This window comes from Lentzea alba, assembly GCF_011067745.1.
GTDB lineage: Bacteria > Actinomycetota > Actinomycetes > Mycobacteriales > Pseudonocardiaceae > Lentzea > Lentzea alba.
Window position 1 is genome coordinate 384464 of the sequence record NZ_JAAMPJ010000010.1, and the last position, 24546, is coordinate 409009.

Here is a 24546-nt window from a genome sequence, read left to right on the forward strand (position 1 = left end):
GTTCACCTTTTCGGAAATACAAGGGTGAATCCCCTATAGCGGTCGGGATCCCTGTGTGCGCGGTCGGTGACGAACCGGGAGCGACCCAGATGGCAAGGGGCGCAAGGGTCCCTAACTTTGTTGGCAGCCGGTCGAAACGTCGTCCGGCGGACCAGACACTTAGGAGCCCGACATGAGCAACCCCATCGACCTCAACGCCTTCCTCGCCGACCTGACCGCCGACCTGGACGCCGACGGCACCCAGGCGAGCGAGCAGCAGGTCCAGTCGGCACAGGTCGCGCCGCAGACCTCGGCGCAGGACGCGAGGCAGGACCAGGACACCACCACCGTCACGGAGACCGAGGCCGGTAACGGCGGCAACGGTGGCATCGCCGTGGCCGGCGACGGCGGCAGCGCGGACGGCGGCAACGGTCTCGGCATCGGTGGCGCCGGCGGCGACATCGACCAGGACGGTCTGGTCAACGTCAACTTCGGCAGCTCCGCGGGCGGCAGCGGCCTCGGGGTCGGCGGCAACGGTGGCGTCGCGGGCAACGGCGGCAACGCCGACGCCGGCGGTGGCAACGGTGGCGACGCCCGTTCCGACGTGGACGTGGACGCCGACCAGGACGCCGACCTCGACTCGGACCAGTTCTCGAACCAGGACGCCGACCAGACCGCCGTCTCCGACCAGGACCAGGACTTCGACCTGGACGTCGACACCCAGATCGACAACGTCCTCGAAGACCTCGACCTGCCCATCTGACCGCCGACCGGCCCCGCCGCCTCGGGGCCGGTCTCCTCGGTGAGGAGACACCACCATGCTGGAAAAGCTCATCGACTTCCTGATGAACATGATGAAGGACCCGAAGGCCCAGCAGGCGTTCGACGAGAACCCGCAGCAGGAGCTGGCGCGGGCCGGCCTGGCCGGGGCGACCGACGCCGACATCCGGGACGCGAAGCTGATCATGGCCGACCGCCCGGTGCGGGAGGTGCACCACACCGAGGTCGTGCACGACCGTCCGGTCCAGCAGATCGACCAGACGTTCAACATCGACGACCGCGACACCGTGCTGATCGACGACTCGTTCAACTCCGACGACGACACGGAGGTCAACTCCGTCGCCATCCAGGACAACGACACCGAGACCAACGTCGTGCAGGTGAAGGACTCGTTCAACGACATCGACGTGGACCGGACCGACGCCGCGGCACCTGCCGAGGAGGACGACGAGCCGGAGCCCGCGCTGGAACTGCCGGCCGAGCCGGAACCGGAGCCGGAGCCCGTGCTGCTGGACGAGCCACCCGTCGAAGAGCCCGAGCCCGTCGACACCGTCGGCTCCCTCGCGGGGACGGGGTGACCAGTGCCGACCACACCCCAGCAGGCCGTCGAGCTCGCGCTGGCCGCCATCGAGCGCTACGGCCGGCCCGACCTGGAGCGGCGACTGCACCAGGCGAGGGCCCGGCTGGCCGACGACCACGTGCGCCTGCTGGTCGTCGGCGAGTTCAAACAAGGCAAGAGCATGCTGGTCAACGGCCTCGTCGGGGCACCGGTCTGCCCGGTGTCCGACGACGTCGCCACCGCCGTGCCGACCGTCGTGAAGCACGCGGAGGTGCCGACGGTGACGGTGGTGCGGGCCGAGGGCCGCACCGAGGTGCCGCTGCAGGAGCTGTCGGCGTTCGCCTCGGAAGAGGGCAACCCGGGCAACCGCGAACGCCTGCTGCACGTCGAGGTAGGCCTCCCGCGGCCGTTGCTGGCCGAGGGACTGGTGCTCGTCGACACCCCCGGTGTCGGCGGGCTCAGCTCGGTCCACGGCGCCGCCACGATGGCGGCGCTGCCGTCCGCCGACGCGGTGCTGCTCGTCTCCGACAGCTCGCAGGAGTACACGGCGCCGGAGCTGGAGTTCCTGAAGCAGGCCATGGCGGTGTGCCCGAACGTGGCCTGCGTGCTCACCAAGACCGACCTGTACCCGGACTGGCGCTCGATCGCCGACCGCGACCGGTTGCACCTGGCGGACGCGGGCATCAAGGCCGAGCTGTTCACCGTGTCGTCGACCCTGCGGTGGCACGCCCTGCAGTCCGGCGATCAGGCCGTGAACGCCGAGTCCGGCTACCCGGCGCTGGTGACTCATCTGCGCAAGAAGGTCCTCGCCCAGGCCGACCTGCTGGCCCGGCGGTCGACGTTGCACGACGTGCTGACGGTGATCGGCCAGGTCGTGGACGGCCTGCGGGCCGAGCAGTCGGCGCAGGAGAACCCGGAGTCGGTGCAGCAGCTGATCCGGGAGCTCACCGAGGCCGAGCAGCGCGCGGCGGGCTTGAAGGAACGGTCGGCGCGCTGGCAGCAGACGCTGAGCGACGGCGTGGCCGACCTCAACGCCGACGTCGACTACGACCTGCGCGACCGGATGCGGGAGATCGTCCGCGAAGCCGAGGAGGCGTTGCTGGCCGGTGATCCGCAGAAGATCTGGGACCAGTTCTCGGTGTGGGCGCAGCAGGCCGTGACGTCCGCGGTGTCGGCGAACTCGGTCTGGGCGACGCAGCGAGCGCGCTGGCTGGCCAAGCGCGTCGCGGAGCACTTCGACTCGGAACGCGAGCAGATGCTGCCGGCGTTGCGCGTCGGCACCGCCGATCCGCTGCGGTCGGTGCCGGAGCTCTCGGTGCGCGAGTCGGACAAGTTCGGCCTCGGCAGCCGCCTGCTCACCGGTCTGCGCGGCGGCTACGGCGGCCTGCTGATGTTCGGCCTGATCGGCACGGTGATCGGCATGACGCTGATCAACCCGATCTCGGTGGGCGCGGCGCTGTTGCTGGGCGGCAAGGGGATCGTGGACGAGCGCAAGCGGATCACCACGAAACGCCAGAACGACTGCAAGGTGGCGCTGCGCAAGTACGTGGACGACGTGTCGTTCCACGCGGGCAAGGACTCCCGCGACATGCTGCGCGGCCTGCAACGCGACCTGCGCGACCACTTCACGACCTTGGCCGAGCAGCTGAAGCGCTCGCTGCAGGAGTCCATCCAGGCGGCGCAGAAGTCCGTGAAGGCTTCACAGAGCGAGCGCGACGCGCGGCTCACCGAGATCAAGGCGGAGCTGGCGGCGTTGGAGCGCGTGGTGAAGCAGGTGACGGCATGATCACCGATGAGGTGCGGCGGACGCTGCTGGCCGCCGTCGACCTGTATCCCCAGGCGAGGGAAGTGCTGCGGCGCCAACTGGTCCGGCTCGACGAGCCGTTGCGGGTCGCCATCGCCGGCAAGGTCAAGGCGGGCAAGTCGACGCTGCTCAACGCCCTGGTCGGCGAGGAGATCGCGCCGACCGACGCCGGCGAGTGCACGAAGGTCGTCACCTGGTACCGCGACGGCCCTTCACCGCGCATCGTCCAGTTCCCCCAAGGCAGATCGCTGCCGGTGGTCCGCCGCGACGGCGCGCTGGAGATCGCGCTGGACGGTCCCGCCGACCGGCTCGTGGTCGACTGGCCCTCGCAGTCGCTGCGCTCGACCACGTTGATCGACACTCCCGGCATCGCGTCGCTCACCACGTCGAACTCGTTGCACGCCACCCGCTTCCTCACGCCGGACGACTCGACGCCCACCGAGGCCGACGCAGTCATCTACCTGATGCGGCACCTGCACTCGGCCGACGCGAACTTCCTGGAGTCGTTCCGCGACCAGGGCGTCGCGCGGGCTACCGCGATCAACACCGTCGCGGTGATCTCGCGGGCCGACGAGATCGGTGGCGGCCGGGTGGACGCGATGATCTCGGCCCGCGGCATCGCCAGCCGCTACCGCTCGGACCCCTCGCTGCAGGGCCTGTGCCAGAACGTCGTGGCGGTCGCCGGCTTGTTGGCGTTCTCCGGTCGTTCGTTGCGGCAGAACGACTTCGTCGCGTTGTCGGCGCTGGCCGCGGTGCCGCGCGAAGAGCTGGAGTCCTTGCTGCTGTCCGCTGACCGGTTCGCGGACGGCTCGGTGGAACGGCGGGCACTGCTGGGCCGGTTCGGCGTGTTCGGCATCCGGCTGGCGGTGACGTTGATCAGGCAGGGCGTGACCGAACCGTCGGCACTGGCCGCGGAACTGGTGGCGCGCAGCGGGTTGGGCGAACTGCAGAAGGTGCTGCACACCCAGTTCAGCGAACGCCGGCACCTGCTGAAGGCGCGTTCGGCGTTGCTGGCGCTCGACGGCGTGCTGCGCTCGGTCGGCGACTCGCGGCTGACCGGCGCGGTCGAGCGAATCCTGGCGGGCACGCACGAGTTCGCCGAGCTGCGGCTGTTGAGCGCGTTGCGATCCGGCACGGTGAAGGTGCCCGATCTGGAGCTGGCCTCCCGGCTGCTGGGCGATGAGGGCGCACATCCGTTGGTGCGTTTGGGCTTGCCCGACGGCTGCGGCCCGCGCGAGGTGGGACAGGCCGCGTTCGCCGCGCTGCAACGCTGGCAGCGACACGCCGAGAACCCGATGCTGACCAGGCGTGCGGCCGACGCGTGCCGGGTGCTGATCCGCACCTGCGAGGGCCTGCTGCCCCGCCGCTGAGTCCGCCGCGAGCTGCCAGCGGAGATCCGCGTTCAGCCGAACCGCGACCTGGACGCCAACGACCGCGCCGCCGCCGTGCTCAACGCCAGCGGAATTCCTCCGCACCGGGACAGAATCGCACTGACCGCCACCGGCTCGCTGGCGATCCGCCGTTCACCGATGTGCCCGGCGATCAGTTGCCGCGCCTGGTCCGCCGGCAACGCGTCCAGCCGCACGCTGTGCGCCCCGTGCGTCGCGATCAGCTCGATCAACGGATCCCGGCTCGTGATGATCATCGTGTTGGTCGCGCTTCCCGCCAGCAGCGACAGCACCTGTTCCGCGTCGGTCGCGTGGTCGAGCACGATCAGCATGCGCCTGCCCGCCACGAGGCTGCGGTACAACCCCGCACAGGCGCAGAGATCCGCGGGGATCTCGGAAGGCTCGACGCCGAGCGCGTCCAGGAAGCCGCGCAACGGGTTCTCGGTGCGCAGGTCCGCGTACAGCTGCCCGTCCGGGAAGAGGTCCACTCTGGACTGTGCCCAGCGCAGCGCCAGCGCGGTCTTCCCGATGCCGGGCGGGCCGTGCACCACCGCGATCGGCGCCGCGGGTGAAGGGGCACGTCCGGCGCCCAGGTAGCCGTCCAGCGCGGCGAACTCGCTCGCGCGGCCGACGAACAACCGGGGCGGCGTCGGCAGCTGGCGGGGCACCGGCCGGCGCGGTCCACCGGCGGGAGGCAGGCACAGACCGGGATCGGCGTTCAGCACCCTGCGGTGCAACGTCCGCAAGGCCTCGCCCGGATCCGCGCCGAGCTCCTCGGCGAGGTGTGCGCGGATCGCGGCGAACCGGTGCAACGCCTCGTCCTGCCGGCCGCAGCGGTAGGCAGCGAGCATGAACTGATGCGCGAGCCGCTCGTCCATCGGCAGGTCACCGGTCATCGCGGCCACCACGGGCAGCAACTGCTGATGACGTCCGGCACGCAGCCAGGCGTCGTTGCGGTCCAGTTCGACCGCCAGCTTCTGTCTTCGCAGGTCTTCGCGCACGGCGTCGAACCACGGCGACTCCAGGCCGGCCAGCGGTTCGCCCTGCCACAGCGCGAGCGCCAGGTCGAACAGCACGCACTCCCCGCTGGCCCACCCCTGGGCCGCGAGTCGCGCGAACCGGTGCACGTCCACGGACATCGGGTCCACCACGAGGCGGTAACCCTCCTCCCGCGTCTCCAGCCGCGCCCCCGTGGCGTCCAGCGCGCGGCGCAGGTGGTGCACGTAGCCGTACAACGTGGTGCGGGCGCGCAACGGCGCCTCCGCCGACCAGATCCGGTCGATCAGGTGCTCGACCGGCACCGGCCGGTTCGCGTCGAGCAGCAGCACCGCCAGAACACTGCGTTGCCGGCGGTGACCGATGTCCAGCGGGACACCGTCGACCAGGCACGAAACATCCCCGAGCAGCTTGAACTGAACCCCCACGGTTTCGCCCCCCTCAGAGCGACATCGTGCCACTTCCGCCGCCCGCGGACATCGGCCGAAGGTCCTCCCTGCCAAGGGAACCGGTGTTGAGCAGCGGGTCCAAGAGTTGTCCAAGGCCAGGCCAATGTCGTTGCGGCAGCCTCATGACCGCTGGAAACGGCAAACGAGAGGGGAAGACGATGAGACGAGTTCTGCTCGTGCTCGCCGCGGTCGCGATGGTGTTGTTCGGTTCCGCGGCCGTCGCGAGCGCCGAGCCGGTGCAACGGTCGACCGAGGAAGTGGCGCCGATGGCCCCGCCTCCGGGTTGCACGTCGACGAACGTTTGTTTCTGGGTCAACAACAACTACAGCGACGGGCCGGGCAGGCTGGCCGGCACCAATCCAGACTGGCGCCGGTTCGCGCACCGCACGTGTGGCGGAGGCACGTGGAACGACTGTGCCTCCTCGGTCTACAACGCCGGCACGAGGTGCTGGGCGTACCTGTGGGACGGCTTCAGCTACACGCTCGGTGCCCGCGGCAACATCGGCCTGAACCGCAGCGTCGGCATTCCCAACCTCGGGGCGTGGGGCTTCGACAACGCCGCCAGCTCCAACTCGTGGTCGAACTGCGTCTGATCCGTCCGAGTCTGATCCGTCTGGGTCTGGTCCGTCGCCCCGCCGGCCACTGGCCGGCGGGGTCACCCCGGGAGGTCGTCGTGCCGCTCCGCCTGCTGGTCGTCCTCACCCTGCTCCTCGCCGGATGCGGACGCACGCCCGATGACCGCACGTCCGATGACACGGCTGCGTTCGACCTGCTCACCCAGACCGGGTCGTACGACCGCGTCAACAGCGTGCTGGTGTCCGCCGAGCACCGGCTGATCGGTGAGTGCATGTCGAAGCGCGGCCGGTCCTACCTGCCGCCGGACCAGGTTCCCGCCACCCCGGACTCCACAGTGGAGGGTCGCAGAGCCGGTGGATATGGCCTGTACGAGCAGTACACCGGCACAAAGCAGGACGTGACGGCGAACGACGCGCACGTCAGCGAACTCGCACCCGCGGATCAGGACGCCTACGAGGAAGCCCTGGTGGGCACCGACGGTGAACGCCGCGCGATCAAGCTCAGCAACGGTGGCACGGTGTCGTTCGCTGGCGGCGGTTGCCAGGCCGAAGCCCAACGAACGCTGTACGGCGACGTCGTCGAGTGGGCGCGGATCACCTATGTGCCGCAGGCGTTGCACCTCACCCTGGCCAAGCAGGTGGAGAAGGACCAGGAGTACCTGGCGGCGATCCGCGAATGGTCGAGGTGCATGTCCGGCAGGGGATTCCAGGTCACGTCACCAGAAGCGGCGCAGGACGAGCTGAAAGACCTGTACGGGCGCCAGGGGCCGTCGCCGGAGCTGCGCGCACGAGAGATCGCCACCGCGGTCGCCGACGGTGAGTGCGCCGAGCAGGGTGGCGTCCCGGACCTCGTGCTGCGGATCAAACACCGCCTGGTGGCCGAACTCCCCGAGGTGGACCGAGTCGACCTGCACCGGGTCGCCAAGGCGTGGACCGAGGCGGCGGCGAAGGCTTGAGCCGTCCACACCGCGAAACCGGGAACACCAAGTGAGACGGCGCGGTTTCTGCCTGCGGCGCACCGGAAACCCAGTGGGGCCAGGCCTGACACGTCACCCCGCGAGAGGCGTCCGATGCTCCACACCAAGGAGAACGTGGCCCGAGCAGTCGCCATCACCGGCCTGGCGGCGTTCATGGCGGGCCTGGACAACCTCGTGATCGTGACGGCGCTGCCCACCATCAGCGTCGAGCTCGGTGGCGCGCTGAACGACCTGGAGTGGACGGTCAACGCCTACACGCTGTCGTTCGCGGTGCTGATGATGCTGGCCGCCGCCACGGGGGACAGGTTCGGCCGGCGCAAGGTCTTCGTCGCCGGTCTGCTGATCTTCACCGGCGCCTCGGCCGCGGCGGCGCTGGCACCGGGCATCGGGTGGTTGATCGCGGCCCGTGCCGTGCAGGGCGTGGGGGCCGCGGTGATCATGCCGCTGTCGCTGACGTTGCTGACCGCGGCGGTCCCGGAACGCAAACGCGGTGCCGCGCTGGGCGTGTACGCCGCGGTCAGCGGTGTCTCCGCCGCGGCGGGACCACTGGTGGGCGGACTCGTCGTGCAGGAGTTGTCGTGGCACTGGATCTTCTGGCTCAACGTTCCCGTCGGGCTGCTGCTCGCGCCGGTGGCGTTGTGGGGCCTGGCGGACAGCCGTGGACCGAACGCCCGGCTGGACGTGGCCGGCACGGTGCTGGTGAGCCTGGGGATGTTCGGGTTGGTGTTCGGGATCGTGAGCGGCCACGTGGACGGGTGGAGTTCGGCCACCACGCTGACCATGCTCACCGGAGGCGTCCTGGCGCTGGTTCTGTTCGTGTGGTGGGAGAAGAGGACCGATGAGCCGATGTTGCCGCTCGCCCTGTTCCGCAACCGGGCGTTCAGCGGGATCAACGTCGCCAGCCTGTTGATGGGTGTCGGCGTCTTCGGGGCGATCTTCCTGCTCACCCAGTTCCTGCAGACGGTGCAGGGGTACGACCCGATGCAGGCGGGGGTGCGGATGCTGGCCTGGACGGCGGCGCCGATGGTGGCGGCGCCCGTGAGCGGAATGCTCGCGGACCGGTTCGGGGGACGGCCGGTGGTGCTGGTCGGGCTGGTCCTGCAGACGCTCGCGCTCGGCTACTACGCGGTGGTGATCACGCCGACCGTGTCGTACGCGGCGCAGTTGCCCGCGTTCGTGCTGGCGGGGTTGGGCATGGGACTGTTCTACGCGCCGATCGCCCACGTGCTGATGGGGTCGGTGAGGGAGGACGAGCAGGGCATCGCCGCTGGTGCCAACGCGGCGACCAGGCAGCTCGGTGCGACGATCGGGGTCGCGTTGCTGGCGGCGGTCTTCAGCGGGTGGGGCGGGCTCGAGTCGCCGCAGCGGTTCGTCGACGGGCTGCAGCCGGCGTTGTGGGTGGGGGCGGGCGCGATGGCGCTGGCGGTGGTGGCGATGGCGCTGGTGCCGCGGTCACAGGTGGTTGCGCAGGAAGTCCGTTGAGACGCCGCCCTGACGGAACACGGGGTGCCGCACCAGTTCCCGGTGGAACGAGGCGGTCGTGTGCACGCCGGGGCCCTCGACCCGCAGTTCGGTGAGCGCCCGGTCCATCCGGTTCAACGCGGCCGACCGGTCGGTGGCCCACACGATGACCTTGCCGATCATCGAGTCGTAGTGGGGCGGAACCGTGTAGCCCGGCGTGCAGTGCGAGTCGAACCGCACCCACGGGCCGCCGGGAGGTTGACAGACCTCCAGCACACCGGGAGTGGGGGCGAAGTCCCGTTCCGGGTCCTCCGCGTTGATCCGGCATTCCACGGCGTGGCCGCGCAGCACGACGTCTTCCTGCTTCACCGACAACGGTTCGCCCGCCGCCACCCGCAGCTGTTCGGCCACGAGATCGACGGACGTCACCAGCTCGGTGACCGGGTGCTCCACCTGGATCCTGGCATTCATCTCCATGAACCAGAACCGGTTGTCCTCGTCCAGCAGGAACTCCATGGTCCCCGCACCCCGGTAGCCGACCGCGCGGGCACCGCGGACGGCCGCCTCGCCGAGCTGGAAGCGCAACTCCTCGTCGACGACCGGCGACGGCGACTCCTCCAGCAGCTTCTGGTTGCGGCGCTGCACCGAGCAGTCCCGTTCACCGAGGTGGATCGCGTTGCCGTGGTCGTCGCAGAACACCTGCACCTCGATGTGCTTCGCCGGGCTCAGGTAGCGCTCCAGGTACACCGACGGATCGTTGAACAACGTCTGCGCCTCGGCTCGCGTCGCGCGCACCGCGTCCGGCAGTTCGGACTCCGACGGCACGATCGTGATGCCCCGGCCGCCGCCCCCGGCGGAAGCCTTGAGCAGCAACGGAAACCCGACATCGGCGGCGGCCTCGACCGCTTCCTCGACCGACGCGGGCGCGGACAGCGTGCCCGGCAGCAACGGCAGTCCGGCGTCGGTCATCAGGCGCCGCGCGGTCGCCTTGTCGCCCAGCGCCTCCATCACCTGCGGCGGCGGGCCGATGAACGTGATGCCGTGGTCGGCGCAGATCTCGGCGAAGTACGGGTCCTCGGACAGGAAACCGTAGCCGGGGTGCACGGCGTCGGCGCCGGTCTTGACGGCGGCACCGATGATGTTCGGGATGTTCAGGTAGCTCTGCTTGGCGGGCGACCCGCCGACGTGCACGGCCTCGTCCGCGAGCCGCACCGCCATCGACGACTCGTCGGCGGTCGAGTAGATCGCGACGGTGCGCACCCCGAGCTCGCGGCACGCCCTGATCACGCGCACGGCGATCTCACCGCGGTTGGCCACGAGCACCTTGCCGAACATGGACCTCAGCTCCCGTCGCGGGCCAGCAGGATCAGGGGCTGGCTGAACTCGACCATCTCGCCGTCCTCGACGAGCAGTTCGGCGACCGTGCCCGACTGGGTCGCCTCCACCGGGTTCATCAGCTTCATGGCCTCGACGATCCCCACCTGCTGGCCCTCCGCGACCACGTCACCGACCTCGACGAACGGCGCCTCGCCGGGACCGGGCGAGCGGTAGAACGTGCCTACCAGGGGAGCGGTGATCCGCGGCCCGGCGGGTTCACCGTCGTGGGACGGCGCTGGTTCGTCCGGTGCACCGGCGGGATCCGCGGACGTGTCCCAGTCGACCTCGACAGCGGTCCCCGCGGCCTCGACCTTCATCCGCTGTGGTGTGCCGGGCAGTTCGTTGGCCAGTCGCACCACCTGGGCCGCGACGGCCTCGGGAGCCACGCCCTGAGTCGTTTCCTCGGTCATACCGGCACCTCGCTCTCAACGGGAGCGCCGTACCGCGAGAACCGCGCGTAGCGGTCGTCGGTCAGCTGCTCCGGGGTCATGCCGTCCAGCTCGGTGAGCGCCTGCACCAGGCCGGAGCGGACGTTGCGGGCGGTGGTCTCCCAGTCGGACTGGGCACCGCCGGGTGGTTCCGCGACCACGCCGTCGACGAGACCGAGCGCGAGCAGCTCGCGCGACGTGATCCTGAGCGCCTCCGCCGCACGGGACGCCTCCGCCGACGTGCCCCAGAGGATCGACGAGCACCCCTCGGGACTGATCACGGAGAAGTAGGCGTTCTCCAGCATCAGCACGCGGTTGCCGACGCCCAGCGCGAGCGCGCCACCGCTGCCGCCCTCGCCGGTGAGCACGACCGCGGTGGGCACCCGCAGCCGGGACATGCGCATGATGCACTCGGCGATCGCGGTGCCCTGGCCGCTGCGTTCGGCGTCGGCGCCGGGGAACGCGCCGGGTGTGTCGACGAGCGTCACCACCGGGAAGCCGAACCGTTCCGCGTACCCCATCAGCCTGCGCGCCTTGTGGTAGCCACTCGGGTTCGGCATGCCGAAGTTGTGCCGCACCAGCTCCGGCGGTGAATGTCCCTTCTGCAGGCCGATGACGACGACGGTGCGCCCGGCGAGGCGGGCCAGCCCGCCCACCACGGCCCGGTCGTCACCGGAACGGCGGTCGCCGTGCAGTTCCACGAGACCGTCGTCGAACACGGTCGCGCAGTAGTCCAAAGTGGTCGGGCGGCCGAGGTCGCGGGCGGACAGCACGACGTCCCACGCGGCCCGCTCGGGAATCCGCTCCGGGTCGGTGATCAGCGTGCGCGGGGCCTCAGGCGTGGGGTTCGACTTCGTGTGCATGCCCAGCAGCCTGCCGAGCAACGGCCGCAGCGCGTCCCTGGACACCACCATGTCGAGCATCCCGTTGGCCAGCAGGAACTCCGCGGTCTGGAACCCGTCGGGCAGCTCCTCCCGGATGGTCTGCGCGATGACGTTGGGGCCGGCGAACCCGATGCGCGCACCCGGTTCGGCGATGACGACGTCACCCAGCGTCGCGAACGACGCCGTCGCGCCGCCGTAGGTCGGATCGGTGTTGAGGTTGAGGCACAGCACGCCCGCCTCGTGCAGCCGCGCGACCTCCTGGCTCGTCTTCACGAGCTGCATCAACGACAGCGCGCCCTCCTGCATCCGCGCTCCACCGGACGCGCAGATCATCAGCAACGGCGTGCGCTCGTCGAGCGCACGCCGGGCGGCCAGCGCGATCTTCTCGCCCGTCGTGCTGCCGATGCTCCCGCCCATGAAGCCGAAGTCCACCGCCGCGACGATCACCCGCACCGTGTCGATGGCTCCCGACGCGCAGATGCACGCCTCGGCCTCGCCTGTGCGCCGTTCGGCATCGGCGAGCCGGCGGGTGTAAGGCTTGCTGTCGTGAAATTCCAGCGGGTCTTCCGGCCGCAGCCCGGCACCGAACTCCTCGAAGGACCCGTCGTCGAACAACAGCTCCAGCCGTTCGCGCACCGGCATCCGCCAGTGGTGTGAGCACTCGGGGCACACCTTGGCGTGCTTGTCGAGCCGCTTCAGGTACACCAGCGTGGTGCAGGACGGGCACTTCGCCCACCGCACGTCGTCGTCGCTCATCGCGGTTCACCTCCCGGTTCGGAGCTCTTGGCGAGGGCGAACTGGCGGTAGCCGAACGAACGGTTCTCCCGGTACAACCTGAGCATCACCGCCGCTCCGGCGTCCACATCGGACTCATCGATGACGGTGTCGAGCGGGTGCAACAGGTGCCACAGCCGTTGCAGGCACAGCAGCAACGGCTCCGGGCCGACGAGCGGTTCGCCGATCCACGTCGACATGGCCCGATGCGCCAGGCAGCACGCGGCGGCGTGCACGACGCAGTACCGTTCGGCCAGCACGAACAGTTCGGCCGAGTCGCCGTACCGGCGGCCTCGCGTCTCGCGCAGTGACGCGCACTCCTCGCGCATTTTCTCGATCTCACCGGCGAACAGCTCGCCGAGCCGGACGCACTTGTCCCAGCCTCGGTGCCGCAGCAGGTCCAATGCGTGCGGCAACGTCAACAGCGCGTCGTCTCCGGTGCGGCTCACGGTCTGCGCGGCCCACGGCCGGATCGGCGGCAGCTCGGCGTCCCAGTCGAACACGACGGACGCCCTTGCGATGTCGGCCTCCGCGGGTTTGAGCAGGTTGTGCAGCTGCAGCGCGACGTTCTTGAGGTTCACCACCGTGTTGCCGTCGGCGAAGTTCGCCACCAACAGGTCGCGCTTGGCCTTCTGGAACGCGCCGTACCGCGGGTGCGCCCGCAGGTAGTGCCGCGCGCCGAGCACGACGGCGAGAGCACTGACCGTGCGGTCGAGCACGGTCGGTATCAGGAACTTCGCCACCGACGACCACACCGAACTCTGGTCGGGTGAAGCCTGCAACCCGCGCGCGGCGCAGTTGGCGAGCACGTCGCACAGCAGCTGGTCGGCGAAGCACTCGACCAGCTTGCGCCGCGAGTACGGCACGTCGACCACTTCACGCCCGAAGATCCGCCGGTGGGTGGTGAAGTCGAGCGTCAGCCTCAAGGCCGTGTCCGCACAGCCGAGCGCGATGCCGGTGATCATGACGCGGACGGGGTGTGAGCTCTTGAGCGCGATCTCCAGCCCCTGTCCCTCCGCGCCGATGCGGGCGGACTCCGGGATGAAGCACCGGGTGAGCCGAACGCCGCTCATGTCGATGCCGCGCAGTCCGTGCAGCTGCTCGTCCGGCAACGCGGTGATGTGGTGCGCCGGCGTGGACCGCTTGTCCAGCACCAGGATCGTGAACCCGGCGGGCCCACCGCGGTCCTCCGTGCGGACGAACAGCACGATGTAGTCCGCGAGCGTGGCGTTGCCGATCAGCCACTTCTCGCCGTCGACGACATAGCCGCCTTCCGCGCGTCGGGCCGTCATCTGGTTGCCCAGCAGGTCGCTGCCGTGTTCACGTTCGGACAGCCCCCAGGACACCTTGGCGCCGTTGCAGACCGCACGCCCGTAGCGTTTCTTTTGCTCGTCGGTGCCGCCGACCCAGATCGGCAGGTACGCCAGCATCGTGATGCTCAACGCCGTGGCCGCCGTCGCGTCCCGGCGGGCGATGGCCGTGCCGAACGCGATGGAGTCCTGGGTGGCCACCCCGCGCCCGCCCGCGCTGACCGGCACGCCGAACTCGTGGCACCGCCAGGCTCTGAGGTGGTCGAGCAGGACGTGCGGGTACTGCTCGCGCTCGTCGAGGTCGAGGATGGTGGCGAAGGAGGCCGGGCTGTTCGGGTCGTGCGGGTCGCCGAGGTGGCGTTCGAGGTCCTCGGTGAGCGCGGCGAGGTCGGCGACGCGGGTCATGACGCGCCCTCCCGCAGCTGTACAGGTGCGGCGCTGAACAGCCGGCCATCCGCGTGCAGCGCCTCCGCCAGCGTGAACGGTGCGGCGGCGATCTCGGGTTCGAGCCGGCCGCGCGGTCCGCCGCCGCGGTTGCGCAGCACGTCCAGGGCGGCGACGAGCCAACCGGTCGAGGCAGGCGCCTGACCGAACAGCGGCCGGTGGCGGTTGAACCACCACAGGTGCACGCAGCTCGCGGCGGCGTGCAGCTGGGCGAAGCGTTCGGCCAGGTCGAGCAGCTCGGCCGAGCGGCCGCAGTCCTTGCCGAGCGCGTCGGCCAGTTCGTGCACGTCCCGTGGGATCAGGCTGAGCGCTGCCTGCAGGGACCCCAACCGGCACAGCAACGGGCCGGCGGACGGCTCCCCGGCGAGGAGGTCGCGGATGTCGTGCGAGACCGCGGGCAGTGCGGCGGTCACGTCGTCCCGCCCGCGCCAGGACAGCGCGAGGTCGCTCAGGCGGAGTTCGGGCAGGGGTGCGTCGAGGCTGAACGTCGTCGCGAGCTCCGGGCGAGGTGGCGGCTGGTCGAGCACGTCGTGGGAGGCGAGCCGACGCAGTTGCTGGGCGATCAGGCGCAGGTTGCCGACGGGGTCGATGTCGAGGTAGCGGACGACCGCGTTGTCGCGGCGGGCCACGCCGAACGCGCCGGTCGGGCCGTCGGCGAGTTGGCCGCGGAACGCGAGTACGTCGGCGCAGCGGGCGAACACGTCCTCGGACAGGTCCGTCACGACCGACTTGGCGACGCTCGACCACAGGCTTTGCTGACCGGGCAGGGTGTGCAGGCCGCGGGCGCAGGCGGTGGCGACCACGTCGGCGACGGTCAGGGCCGCGGCGGAGGCGCCGAGTTCGCGGCGCACGTACGGCATGGCGGTCAGGGGCGCGCCCTCGAAGCCGGCGGTGGTGGCGTGGTCCATCGTCAGGCGCAGCGCGGTGTCGGCGCAGCCGAGGTTGGCCGCCGTGCTCATGGCGCGCACGAGTTGCAGCGCGCGCAGCACCGTTTCCATGCCCTCACCGATGCCGCCGACGACGTCCTGCACGGGCACCAGCAGGTTGTCGAAGCAGAAGTCGGCGAACTCGATGCCGCGGAAGCCCTCGGTGCGGTGCACGTGCCGCTTGGCCTTTGCCAGGTCCTGGTCCCGCAGCAGCACCAGTGTGAAGGCCGCGGGGCCGCGGTCACCGGTGCGCGCGAGGACGAGCAGGGCCGAGCACCGCGGCCCGAGACCGACGCGCCACTTCCGTCCGGTCAGCCGGTAGTCGCCACGGCCGTCGTCGAACAACGAGCAGTCGCCCGCCAGCAGGTCGCCGTCGTGCTCCTCCTCGATGAGGGCGAAGCCGATGGACTGGCCGTGCCGCGCCATCGTCACGACCTCGGCGCACTGCTCCGGGGTGCCGGCCAGCAGCACGCACGTGGTGGCGGTGATGCCGAACATGGTGGCGGGCATGGCCGTGCCGTCCCGGCGGGACGCGAGCCTGGCCGACATGAGGGTGTCGTCGGCGGTGAGCAGCTCACCGCCGAAGCAGCGCGGCACGAACGCGAGGCGCAGATCCGTTCCGGCCTCATCTGCGAGGGCGGTGAGGTCGGCGCGCTCGTCCCGTTGTCTCATCGCGGCGAACCCGTAGGGGTTCTCGTCCGCTCGCGGGTCGCCGAGCCGGTGATCGAGCTCGGCACCGGCGGGGTAGCGGGTGGCCTCCGGTCCGTTCAGCGTCGCGGACATGGGACCACTCCGTTCTCCGTGCTGGGGTCTGTGCTCGGGGTGGCGGGCATCAGGCGTCTCCGGGATCTGTGGACAAGGGGGTGGGGTGGTAGGTGGTGCACGACGGGGGTAGGCGTACGCCGGCCAGCTTCAGCTGCCACACCCGTGAGGTGTAGGCGGCGCCGCGCATCAGGTGGGTGGCGACGTCGGCGGCGGTGCGGCGGGCCGGGTTCGCGAGGTAGCTGCCGCGCACCCAGTCGTTGAACGCGCCCATCGCCGGGCCGCACCAGATCTGGTAGTCCTGCGCCCGGTCGGGTTCGCCGGTCACCGCCCACCGCGAGGCCATGCCGAGGTACCAGCGGAAGATCAGCGCCATGCGGCGGCGCGGGTCGGCCGCGGCGCGTTCCAGCTGTGCCGGGTCGCGCCGGGTGAAGTACGCGACCACGTCGGCCCACACCTCGTCCAGCGGGCGGCGGAAGATCTGCTGTTCGAGCCGCAGCCGTTCGCTCACGGGCAACGCCTCGACACCCTCGTACGTCCGGTAGAGCTCGTACAACTTCTTGGCGCGCATGGGGAACAGCGTTCCCTTGCGCAGCACCTGGAGTTCGACGCCGAGCTCGAACATGTCCGCGGCGGGCGCCATCTCGCAGTCGGCCACGTCCGCCTCCGCCAGCAGCCGCCTGGCCGCGTCGGACGTGCCGGACTCCACACAGGACTGGTTGACCGAGCCGGTGACGGCGTAGTCCGCGCCCATCGCGTACACCGCAGCCAAAGCGGCCGGCGTGCCGAGCCCGCCGGCGGCGCCCACCCTGATCGGCCAACGGTGGCGCGCCTGCTCGGCGTCGCGCAGGCCGAGGATCGTGGGCAGCAACGCCCCCATCGGCCTGCGGTCGGTGTGGCCACCGGAGTCGGCCTCGACGGTGATGTCGTCGGCCATCGGCACCTGCTCGGCGAGCTCGGCCTGCTCAGGTGTGACCAGGCCGTTCACCACGAGGTCCGCGACCACGGCAGCGGGAGCCGGACGCAGGAAGTGGGCGGCCACCTCGCTGCGGGACACCTTGGCCACCAACCGGTTCCGTGCCACCGGCCGGCCCTGCTGATCGCGGCACAGCCCGGCCACCCGGTAGCGCACCACGTGCGGAGTCAGCGCCATGAACGCCGACGCCTCGACGCATCGCACGCCGTACTTCAGGTAGAGCTCGACGGCGTCGCGTTCCAGCGCGTCCTCGCTGGGGCTGTGGATCAGGTTCGCCGCGTACGGCAGGCCGGGGATCTCGTCGCGGAACCGTTGCAGCGCCTTCTCGATGTTCGTCGGCAACACGCCTGCCGCGCCGTAGGTGCCGAGGCTGCCCGCTCGCGCGATGGCGATCACCAGGTCTGGCGAGGCGATTCCGCCCGCCATGGCGCCGCACATGTAGGCGTACTGCACGCCGTGCGCCTTGCGGAACGCGGCGGACCCGAGCCGGTCGGCGGTCAGCGGCGCTGCCACGGCGATCACCGCGCTGTCGTCGGCGGGTCGTTCGGTGGTCAGTCCGATCCGGCCCTGTCCGCGCACGACGTAGCAGGGCAGGTCGAGGCGCATCAACGCGTGCCGCATGCCTTGCCCCTGGGCCGCGGGGCGATCGGTGGTGAGCGTCATCTGAAGTCCTCCTCGCCCGGCCGCACCTCGACGGCGAGGCCGGTGAGCTCGTAGATCCGCAGGCCGGGGGTGCGCCAGAGGCTCGCGTCCGCGATCACGATCACGCTGTCGTCCTGCCGGCGCACCTCGCGCACGTGCAGGTCGAACGTCATGGCCGGGTCGGTGCGCAGGATCTGGCCGCGGTAGCGCCAGGCCATCTCCACGTCCCGTGCGGTGGTGAACACCGGCCGGGGGATCCCTTCGGCCAGGCCGGTTTCGCGGATGAACACCTGGAGTCCCTGGATGATCGCCTCGACGCCGAGCGAACCGGGCATGACCGGGTCGCGGTGGAAGTGGCAGTCGAAGTACCAGTCGTCGGGGGAGATGGTGCGCGTGCCACGCACATAGCCCTTGCCGTGTTCGCCGCCGTCCGTGACGATGTCGACCTCGTTGACCAGGCGCAGATGGCCGTCACCGAGTGCGGGCGCTTCGGTGAACCAGCTGTCGTCGAGCTGCAGCCTCCTAGAATCCACATTGGACTGTTGGTCGAGCCACGGTGGCACGTAGGTTCCGTTGTCGAGGCCGACCTGGTTGCTCAACGCGTCGTCGGTGAAGTACCCGAACAGCGACTCGCCGGTGTAGAAGACCTCGCCGTCTGCGGAGAGCTCGTACCGGAAGTTCTGCAGCACCACGCCTTTCACGGACTGGCTGGACAACATCTCCGAGTGGTGCCGGATCGTCTTGCCGCGCAGGTCCAGGTCGCGGACCAGGGTGGCGCGGCCGTCCAGGTTGCGGATGCTGAGCTCGGTGTCCGGGAAGTCCAGCGTGGCACCGAGGTAGTAGCCGAGGAAGATCGCCGCCTGCAGCGAGGTCTCCATCAGCACGCAGTTCGGCACGTCGCCCGCCGGGTTCTCGTGGAAGTACCAGGCTTCCGGCGGTGCGTCGTACTCGCTGTCCATCGTCGCGCCGGGGACGAGCTTGCGACGGGTGCCGCTGAGCTGCATCACCCGGTCCACGAACCGGAAGTCGCCGTTCGGGATGTAGGGCGCGCGCAGGTTGCGGTAGATCTCGAACTCCGGCCCCATCGTGACGTCGAGGTCGCCCTTCGCCGCGTGCGCGAGGTGCAGCTCGTTGACGAACGCCTGCTCGCCGGTGTGGTTGCGCCGCCCGAAGAACGGCGGCACGCCACCAGGTCCCGGCCGGTACGGGGTGCCGGGCTTCTCGCACAGCCGGATGCCGAAGTCGTGGATGCTGATGATCGGCTTGTCGCCGTCGTAGATCACCAGGTCGGCGACGAGCGTAGGCCTCGGCAACATGGTGATCTCGATGATCTCGGCCTCGTAGCGGATCGCCGGAGTGCCCGGCGTGATCTGGCCGCGGACCTTGATCGTGGTCCGGAGTCCCGGCACCGGCTGGAACTCCGCGTCCGGGAGCACCAGGTGCAGTCCGAGGTACATCGCGTAGACCTGCAGCAACTGCACGCCGCCCTCGGCCACCAACGAGCCCGCGAGCACGGGGTCGCCGGTGAAGTGGCAGGCGAAGTACCAGCCGTCCGGGTCCAGGTTCGTGACCGCAGAGAGCGCTCCCAGGCCGCGCGGACCACCGAGCCGGTCGATGCGGGTGATCTCGTCGATCATCCGCAGCCGGCCGTGCGGCAGGCGGATCGACGGGTTGCAGCCGTCGGCGCTCTGGTTCCAGCGCTCACCGAACACCTTGGCGGGCTTGCCGTCCGCCAGCAGGTCCAGGTCCGTTGTGGACAGTGAAGTGCGGTCGGTGCGTTCCAGCGGCTTGAACCACGTGCGGGTCATCGCCTCGCGCCGTTTGCGGTCGGCCTCGCTGGTGACCACGCCGAGCGAGTCGTCGAGTTCGTCGGCGGTGAAGAAGCCCGCGCAGGCGTCGTGCAGCGAGAGGATCAGCTCGTCGTCGGCGAAGCACTGGTAGTTGAAGAAGAACAGCAGGGTGTCGCCGTTGCGGACGAACCGGTCGATGTTGATCTCGTACCGCAAGGTCTGGCCGGCTCGCGGGAAACCCCCGTGGAACACCAAAGTGCTGTCCAGCAGCCGGTAGACCCGTTGCCCGCGCGTCTCGAAGTCGATGCCGAGGTAGCTGATCAGCATCAGGTCGCACTGGCCGGCCTCGACGGTGACGGCGGTCGGGGCGACGCCGTCGACCAGGTACCAGGCGTCGGCGGGCACGTCGTACTCGGTGGTGATCGCCGACGGCTCGAACCTGCCGGTCTTGGCTTTGAGCTCGGTGACCCGGCTGACGAAGAGGTAGGGCGGTGCGGGCAGCCGCACCCGGTAGGCGAAGCCGTCGACCTCGGCGAAACGCGGGCCGAACACCTTCGCCACGCTGCCCGTCGCGAACTCGAGCAGGTCTGCCTCGCTCCAGATCGCCTGGTCGCGTTCTTGAGGTATGAGCTGGTCGAGCATCCGCTGCTGAACAGCGTCGTGGGCGCGCAGTGCCGCGCGGTGCGCTTGGGCCACCGTGGTGACGAGCGTCCGCACCGGGCTCTTCACGGGCCGGGGAATGCGCCGGGCGGTGACCTCGATCGGTTTCGGTTCCAGGTGTACGAACGGGTCTCCGTCGATCACGATCTCGTCGACGCCGTCGTGCTCGGCAACGGGCACCGGATCAGCTGTTTCTTCCTGCTGCACCACGGCTTCCGCCGCCTTGCGCACCTGCTGCACGACCGACTCGGCGCCACAGACGACGGGCACGGTCAGCCGGCCCGTCGCCTGGTCACCGGAGTCCGAGCCGGACAGCACGGAGAGGTCGATCGGCAGCCCGTGGCTCACGAGCCGGGCCAGCGCGGCCGCGATCGCGACCCCCGCCGACGCACCCCTGCGGTCGACGGAAACCGCCACGTGCGGCCGGTCGGTGAGCGTCTCGCCGATCCAGCGCGTGCAGGTGGCGCCGGGTCCGACCTCGACGAAGTACCGGAACCCGCGGTCGTGCGCGGTCTCCACCAGCCGGACGAAGTCGATCGTCCCGCAGAGCGTCCCGGCGATGTGCTCGGCCAGCTCCTGCTGGTCGGGTGCGCCGATCCGGTCGTAGTTGTAGGCGGACAGCAATTCCACGTCGAGTTCGGGCTGACCGAGCGGGTAGCTGTTCAGCTCCGTCAGCCCGTCGAGCACCGGGTGGATGAGCGGGCAGTGCATGACGTGGTTGGCGGGCGCTCGCGCGGCTTTGCCGCCGGTGCGCGCGATGACCTCGGCGCACTGCTCCGGATCTCCGGCGATCACGACCTCACCGGGCGTGTTGATGTGCGTGACCCACACGCGGTCCAGCTCGGCGATGGCGTCCTGCACCTCGGGTGCGGCGGCGAGCAGCACGTGGGTCGACCAGACCTTCTTGTCCGTCGTGTCGTCCGGCAGCTCCCACGCCTGTCGCACGAACTCCTTGCGGCCGCACAGCTGGTCGCGGAACAGCGGGGTGGCCATGAGCGCCGTGTCGTCCCGCGCGGACTCGGCCCACACGCGGGTGGCGAACAGCATGCTGCTTTCACCGAGGCTGTAACCGAACGCGCCGTGCGGCTTCACGCCGAGGACGTCGCGCAGCAGTTGGGTGGTGAGCACTGCCAGGTTCGTGCCGGTGGCCAGCACGGCCGGGATGTTCTCGATCAGCTCGGACTCGTGGCGCATCAGTTCGGTGCGGTCCATGTGGTGCGTCGCCATGGGGTACAGGGCGTCGAGCTTGAAGCGTTGTGCCGGGTGTTCCTCGTGGTCCTCGAACTGGGCGAGCAGGCCGGGGAAGAGCCGGAACAGGTCCCGTCCGGCGCCGGGGTAGGTCGTGAAGGCGCCGGGATAGACGAACGCGACCTTGCCTTCCGGGCCGATCGGCCTGGTCGTGCAGTAGCTGCCGGACGGGGTGCTCCACTCGCCGTCGAGGTTCGGGAGGTCCCGTCGTGCGGCTTCGAGTTCGCGTTCCAGCCCGGCTGTGTCCGCGGCGACCAGCACGGCGGTCAGCTCGCCCTGGTCGGACCGGGTCAACCGGTGGGGATCCGCACCGGATCGCAGTTGGTCGAGGAGGTCGCCGGCGCGGCTGGCGAGGCCAGGGCCGTCGTCCGCTCGCAACGGAAGGAGCAGCGGACCTGCGTTCCGCCAGTCGATTTCGACTTCGCGGGCTCGTTCGCTCACGCCGGACAGGACGATGTGGGCGGCGTGCCAGCCGTGTGGGCCGTGGTGTCCGATGGCGCTGATCGCGGCGGTGCGGGGACGGTTGTGGTCGCGGCGCAGCCACGGGACGGGTTCGCCGGGGAGGCGGAACGGGCTGTCGTCCAGGGTGAGGGTTTCCGGGGCGGCGGGGAGTTCGGCGCGGTGCAGGCAGAGGGCGACCTTCACGAGCGCTGCCAGCACGGACGCTCGCTGGACGTCGCCGGTGAGGTCGCCGAGCCTGCCGACCACGCACCCGCCCGCCTGGTTGCGGCCGGGTTGGCGGTTCGGCGTGGCCGTGGGGGTCTTGCGGGGTTCGGGCGCGCGCGTGGTGGGGAAGGCTTCGGCGGGTTCGAGTGCGCGCGTGGTCGTGGAGGTCTCGCCGGGCTCGCGGTTCGGCGTGGTGGGGGAGGTCTTGCCGGGTTCGGGTAGGCGGGTGGCGGGGGAGGCTTCGCCGTCCATCGCGGCCGGAGGGGTCCCGCGGTTCGTGTCGGCAGCAGGGGCTTCGCTGTCCTCGGCCGCCCCGTAGACGTCCGCGAGTCCGTCGACTTCCGCCCCGCTCGACGCCGCGGTCATCCCTCCCAGCTCCAGGTAGTCCACAGTGGACGCGTCCAGCCCGGCCGCCGCGAGGCTGTCCCGGGCCGCGCGCCCCACCGAGTCCTCGCCGCGGTGCGAACCGACCGCCTCCACGGTCGCGTACACCCGCCGGCCGTCCGGCACGTCCTGCGGCCGCATCACCACCACGGCCGCGGCGCCGTCACCGAGCGGGGGCACGGAGTCGGAGCCTTCGGCGAGCTGCTGGCGGGCCAGGGTGTTCTCCGCGCCCGCGGCCAGGTCGACGCCGCCGACCAGCACCGCCTCGATCGTGGGGTCGAGCAGCAGCAGGCCCGCGATCTCCAGCGCCACCGCCCCGGCCACGGAGTCGCTGGAGATGGTGAACGACGGGCCGGTGAAGTTGTGCGCGGAGCACACCCGGCTCGCCATCACGTTGCCGATGTAGCTCAGCACCTCGTTGGCGCCGAGGTCCGGGTGGATCGCCCGGCGGGCCGCGTCCTCCAGCCTGGTGAGGTCCTGCTCGCCGAGTTGGACGCCGGCGCGGTCGACCTCCGCCCGCACGTGCGCGCCGATGTCGAACCGGGCGCGGTGGGCGTGCGTGTGCGGTTCCATGTCCATCGCGATGAGCGTCGCCACCCGCCGCGGCGCCTGGCCGGCCGTCGTGGTGAAGCCGGCGTCAGCCAGTGCCTCGTCGGCGGCCTCGAAGAAGACCAGGTGCTGCGGGTTGGCGTGGCCCAGTTCGGCGGGCGGGATGCGGTAGGCGCGCACGTCGACGTCGACGGTGTCCACGTGACCGCCCTCGGTGTCCGGCACGTCGGGCAGGTCGTCGATGCCGTACCACCGCTGGTCCGGGCGCTCGCCGAGGACCGGCGTCGCGGTGCGCACCGCGTGCGCCAGCTCGTCCTTGCCGGACAACGGTCCCAGCCGCACCCCCAGTCCCACGACCGACAGCGGACCGGCCTGCGCGGGTTCGGCGGGCTGATCGGAAGCCGAAGCGGAGAAGACCACGTGCGCGTTGGTCCCGCCGAACCCGAACGCGGAGACACCGGCGCGGCGGTGTTCGGAGTCCGGCCACGGCTGCTGCGTGCGCACGACGCGTTGAGGTGCTTGCTCGCACTCGGGCACGCGCAACGGCTCCCGCACACCGGGCGTGGCCGGGATGATCCCGTGCCGCATCGCCAGAATCACCTTGAGCGCACTGCTGAACCCGGCCACGGTGAGCAGGTGCCCGAGGTTCGCCTTGACCGACCCCAGCGGCGGCACCTGCCCCGCGTTCTCGACGAAGAACTCCTCCAGCCCGCGCAGCTCGGTCGAGTCACCGAGCGGCGTGCCGGTGGCGTGGCACTCGACGTAGTCCACAGTGGACGGATGAATGCCGGAGTCGTCGTAGGCGCGGCGGTAGGCCTCGATCTGGCCGGCCAGGTTGGGGCTCAGCACGTGCTTGCCCGCGCCGTCGTTGCTCAGCCCGATCGCGTCGATCACCGCGTGGATCCGGTCCCCGTCGCGCTGGGCGTCGGCGAGGCGCTTGAGCACGAACACCCCCGCGCCCTGCCCGGTCACGATGCCGCGGGAGGTGTCGTCGAACGGTTGGCTGACGCCGTTGTCCGGGTAGGCCTGCAGATCCGAGAAGGACAGGTGGATCAGCAACGGGTCGGGCGCGCACACCGCACCCGCGAGCATCACGTCGGCGCGGCCGGTCGCGAGCTGATCGCGGGCCAGCGCCAGACTGTAGAGGGCCGACGAACACGCGGCGTCCAGCGACCACGCGGGCCCGCCCAGGGCGAACGCGTCGGCCAGCACGGTGGCGGGCAGCCCCGCCGCCCACAGGTTGTGCGGTTCCACCTCTTCGGGTGCGTCGTGCCGCGGAACGTCGATGCCCGCGCGCCGCAACCCCTCCGACACCGCCTCCTGGTGCAAGGGCAGCGACATCCGCACCGACTCCTCGGTGGGGAAGGAGTAGTTGCCCAGTGCCAGTCCCGTGCGCGCGAGCACCGGATCGTCCAGCTCGATCCCGGCGTCGGCGAGCGCCTGTCGCGTGACGTGCAACGGCCACCGCACCACCCGGTCGAGCCGGGCGAGCTCGTCCGGCGGGACGTGCAGGCCGGTCAGGTCGATCTCGGGCTCGGTGACGAAGCCACCCCGGGTTTCGGTGATCCGGTGCGCGTCGTCGCCCCATCCGCCGGGCTCGCTGGGGTCGGCGCCGAGCTCGTCCGGGCCGCCCGGGGTGCGCAGGTCCGCGCCACTCAGGAGGTGCTGCCAGAACTCCTCTGGAGAGGACGCTCCTGGCAGCAGACACGCCATGCCGATCACGGCGATCGGCCGCTGGGTTGCGGTTCGCATGGCTCC

Annotated in this window: 15 protein-coding genes; 7 read left to right on the top strand and 8 right to left on the bottom strand. The window is 70.6% G+C overall.

The window, feature by feature from the left end; translation table 11 throughout:
* Positions 1–172 precede the first annotated feature (172 nt).
* The 4 genes from G7043_RS32895 to G7043_RS32910 are packed head-to-tail and all read left to right on the top strand — an operon-like array spanning position 173 to position 4492.
* Complete coding sequence (locus tag G7043_RS32895; RefSeq protein ID WP_166052376.1) at positions 173–742, top strand: hypothetical protein; 570 nt, start codon at positions 173–175, stop codon at positions 740–742.
* A 55-nt stretch (positions 743–797) separates the two neighbouring features.
* Positions 798–1337, top strand: a complete 540-nt coding sequence (locus tag G7043_RS32900) for an IniB N-terminal domain-containing protein (protein ID WP_166052377.1) — start codon at positions 798–800, stop codon at positions 1335–1337.
* Between the two features lie 3 nt (positions 1338–1340).
* Positions 1341–3104, top strand: coding sequence for a dynamin family protein (locus G7043_RS32905; protein ID WP_207312015.1), 1764 nt, complete (start codon positions 1341–1343; stop codon positions 3102–3104).
* A complete protein-coding gene (locus G7043_RS32910) occupies positions 3101–4492 on the top strand; it encodes a dynamin family protein (RefSeq protein WP_166052379.1) in 1392 nt (463 codons plus the stop codon). The genes G7043_RS32905 and G7043_RS32910 overlap by 4 nt, the downstream gene beginning before the upstream one ends.
* A 32-nt stretch (positions 4493–4524) precedes the next feature.
* Here G7043_RS32910 and G7043_RS32915 read toward each other — a convergent pair whose 3' ends face one another.
* A complete protein-coding gene (locus G7043_RS32915) occupies positions 4525–5934 on the bottom strand; it encodes an AfsR/SARP family transcriptional regulator (RefSeq protein WP_166052381.1) in 1410 nt (469 codons plus the stop codon).
* Positions 5935–6113: 179 nt separating this feature from the next.
* Here G7043_RS32915 and G7043_RS32920 point away from each other — a divergent pair, with 179 nt between their 5' ends.
* From G7043_RS32920 to G7043_RS32930, 3 genes are all read left to right on the top strand, one after another.
* Positions 6114–6548 (top strand): peptidase inhibitor family I36 protein, encoded by a 435-nt coding sequence (locus G7043_RS32920; protein WP_166052383.1) that lies wholly within the window; start codon positions 6114–6116, stop codon positions 6546–6548.
* An 80-nt stretch (positions 6549–6628) separates the two neighbouring features.
* Positions 6629–7486 (top strand): hypothetical protein, encoded by an 858-nt coding sequence (locus G7043_RS32925; RefSeq protein ID WP_166052385.1) that lies wholly within the window; start codon positions 6629–6631, stop codon positions 7484–7486.
* 114 nt (positions 7487–7600) lie between these two features.
* Positions 7601–8989: a DHA2 family efflux MFS transporter permease subunit gene (locus G7043_RS32930; protein WP_166052387.1), complete on the top strand. Its 1389-nt coding sequence runs from the start codon at positions 7601–7603 to the stop codon at positions 8987–8989.
* Here G7043_RS32930 and accC read toward each other — a convergent pair.
* Genes accC through G7043_RS32965 form a run of 7 tightly spaced genes read right to left on the bottom strand, consistent with a single transcriptional unit; the run spans position 8960 to position 24540 of the window.
* Complete coding sequence (accC, locus tag G7043_RS32935) at positions 8960–10303, bottom strand: acetyl-CoA carboxylase biotin carboxylase subunit (RefSeq protein ID WP_166052389.1); 1344 nt, start codon at positions 10301–10303, stop codon at positions 8960–8962. The two genes, G7043_RS32930 and accC, sit on opposite strands and share 30 nt — an antisense overlap.
* Positions 10304–10308: 5 nt before the next feature.
* Positions 10309–10755 (bottom strand): acetyl-CoA carboxylase biotin carboxyl carrier protein, encoded by a 447-nt coding sequence (gene accB / locus G7043_RS32940; RefSeq protein WP_166052391.1) that lies wholly within the window; start codon positions 10753–10755, stop codon positions 10309–10311.
* Positions 10752–12413: an acetyl-CoA carboxylase, carboxyltransferase subunit beta gene (accD, locus tag G7043_RS32945; RefSeq protein ID WP_166052393.1), complete on the bottom strand. Its 1662-nt coding sequence runs from the start codon at positions 12411–12413 to the stop codon at positions 10752–10754. Before accD ends, accB begins: the two co-directional genes overlap by 4 nt.
* Positions 12410–14146: an acyl-CoA dehydrogenase gene (locus tag G7043_RS32950; protein WP_166052395.1), complete on the bottom strand. Its 1737-nt coding sequence runs from the start codon at positions 14144–14146 to the stop codon at positions 12410–12412. Before G7043_RS32950 ends, accD begins: the two co-directional genes overlap by 4 nt.
* Positions 14143–15894, bottom strand: a complete 1752-nt coding sequence (locus G7043_RS32955) for an acyl-CoA dehydrogenase family protein (RefSeq protein ID WP_166052397.1) — start codon at positions 15892–15894, stop codon at positions 14143–14145. The genes G7043_RS32950 and G7043_RS32955 overlap by 4 nt, the downstream gene beginning before the upstream one ends.
* 49 nt (positions 15895–15943) lie before the next feature.
* Complete coding sequence (locus G7043_RS32960; protein ID WP_166052399.1) at positions 15944–17512, bottom strand: PfaD family polyunsaturated fatty acid/polyketide biosynthesis protein; 1569 nt, start codon at positions 17510–17512, stop codon at positions 15944–15946.
* Positions 17509–24540: a beta-ketoacyl synthase N-terminal-like domain-containing protein gene (locus G7043_RS32965; protein ID WP_242642906.1), complete on the bottom strand. Its 7032-nt coding sequence runs from the start codon at positions 24538–24540 to the stop codon at positions 17509–17511. The genes G7043_RS32960 and G7043_RS32965 overlap by 4 nt, the downstream gene beginning before the upstream one ends.
* Positions 24541–24546: the final 6 nt, after the last annotated feature.

What these genes read in the sequence shown, in the direction of transcription:
- G7043_RS32895 (WP_166052376.1), top strand. Translation starts at nt 173, where the DNA reads ATGAGCAACCCCATCGACCTCAACGCCTTCCTCGCCGACCTGACCGCC.
- G7043_RS32900 (WP_166052377.1), top strand. Translation starts at nt 798, where the DNA reads ATGCTGGAAAAGCTCATCGACTTCCTGATGAACATGATGAAGGACCCG.
- G7043_RS32910 (WP_166052379.1), top strand. Translation starts at nt 3,101, where the DNA reads ATGATCACCGATGAGGTGCGGCGGACGCTGCTGGCCGCCGTCGACCTG.
- G7043_RS32920 (WP_166052383.1), top strand. Translation starts at nt 6,114, where the DNA reads ATGAGACGAGTTCTGCTCGTGCTCGCCGCGGTCGCGATGGTGTTGTTC.
- G7043_RS32930 (WP_166052387.1), top strand. Translation starts at nt 7,601, where the DNA reads ATGCTCCACACCAAGGAGAACGTGGCCCGAGCAGTCGCCATCACCGGC.
- accC (WP_166052389.1), bottom strand. Translation starts at nt 10,303, where the DNA reads ATGTTCGGCAAGGTGCTCGTGGCCAACCGCGGTGAGATCGCCGTGCGC.
- accB (WP_166052391.1), bottom strand. Translation starts at nt 10,755, where the DNA reads ATGACCGAGGAAACGACTCAGGGCGTGGCTCCCGAGGCCGTCGCGGCC.
- accD (WP_166052393.1), bottom strand. Translation starts at nt 12,413, where the DNA reads ATGAGCGACGACGACGTGCGGTGGGCGAAGTGCCCGTCCTGCACCACG.
- G7043_RS32950 (WP_166052395.1), bottom strand. Translation starts at nt 14,146, where the DNA reads ATGACCCGCGTCGCCGACCTCGCCGCGCTCACCGAGGACCTCGAACGC.
- G7043_RS32955 (WP_166052397.1), bottom strand. Translation starts at nt 15,894, where the DNA reads ATGTCCGCGACGCTGAACGGACCGGAGGCCACCCGCTACCCCGCCGGT.
- G7043_RS32960 (WP_166052399.1), bottom strand. Translation starts at nt 17,512, where the DNA reads ATGACGCTCACCACCGATCGCCCCGCGGCCCAGGGGCAAGGCATGCGG.
- G7043_RS32965 (WP_242642906.1), bottom strand. Translation starts at nt 24,540, where the DNA reads ATGCGAACCGCAACCCAGCGGCCGATCGCCGTGATCGGCATGGCGTGT.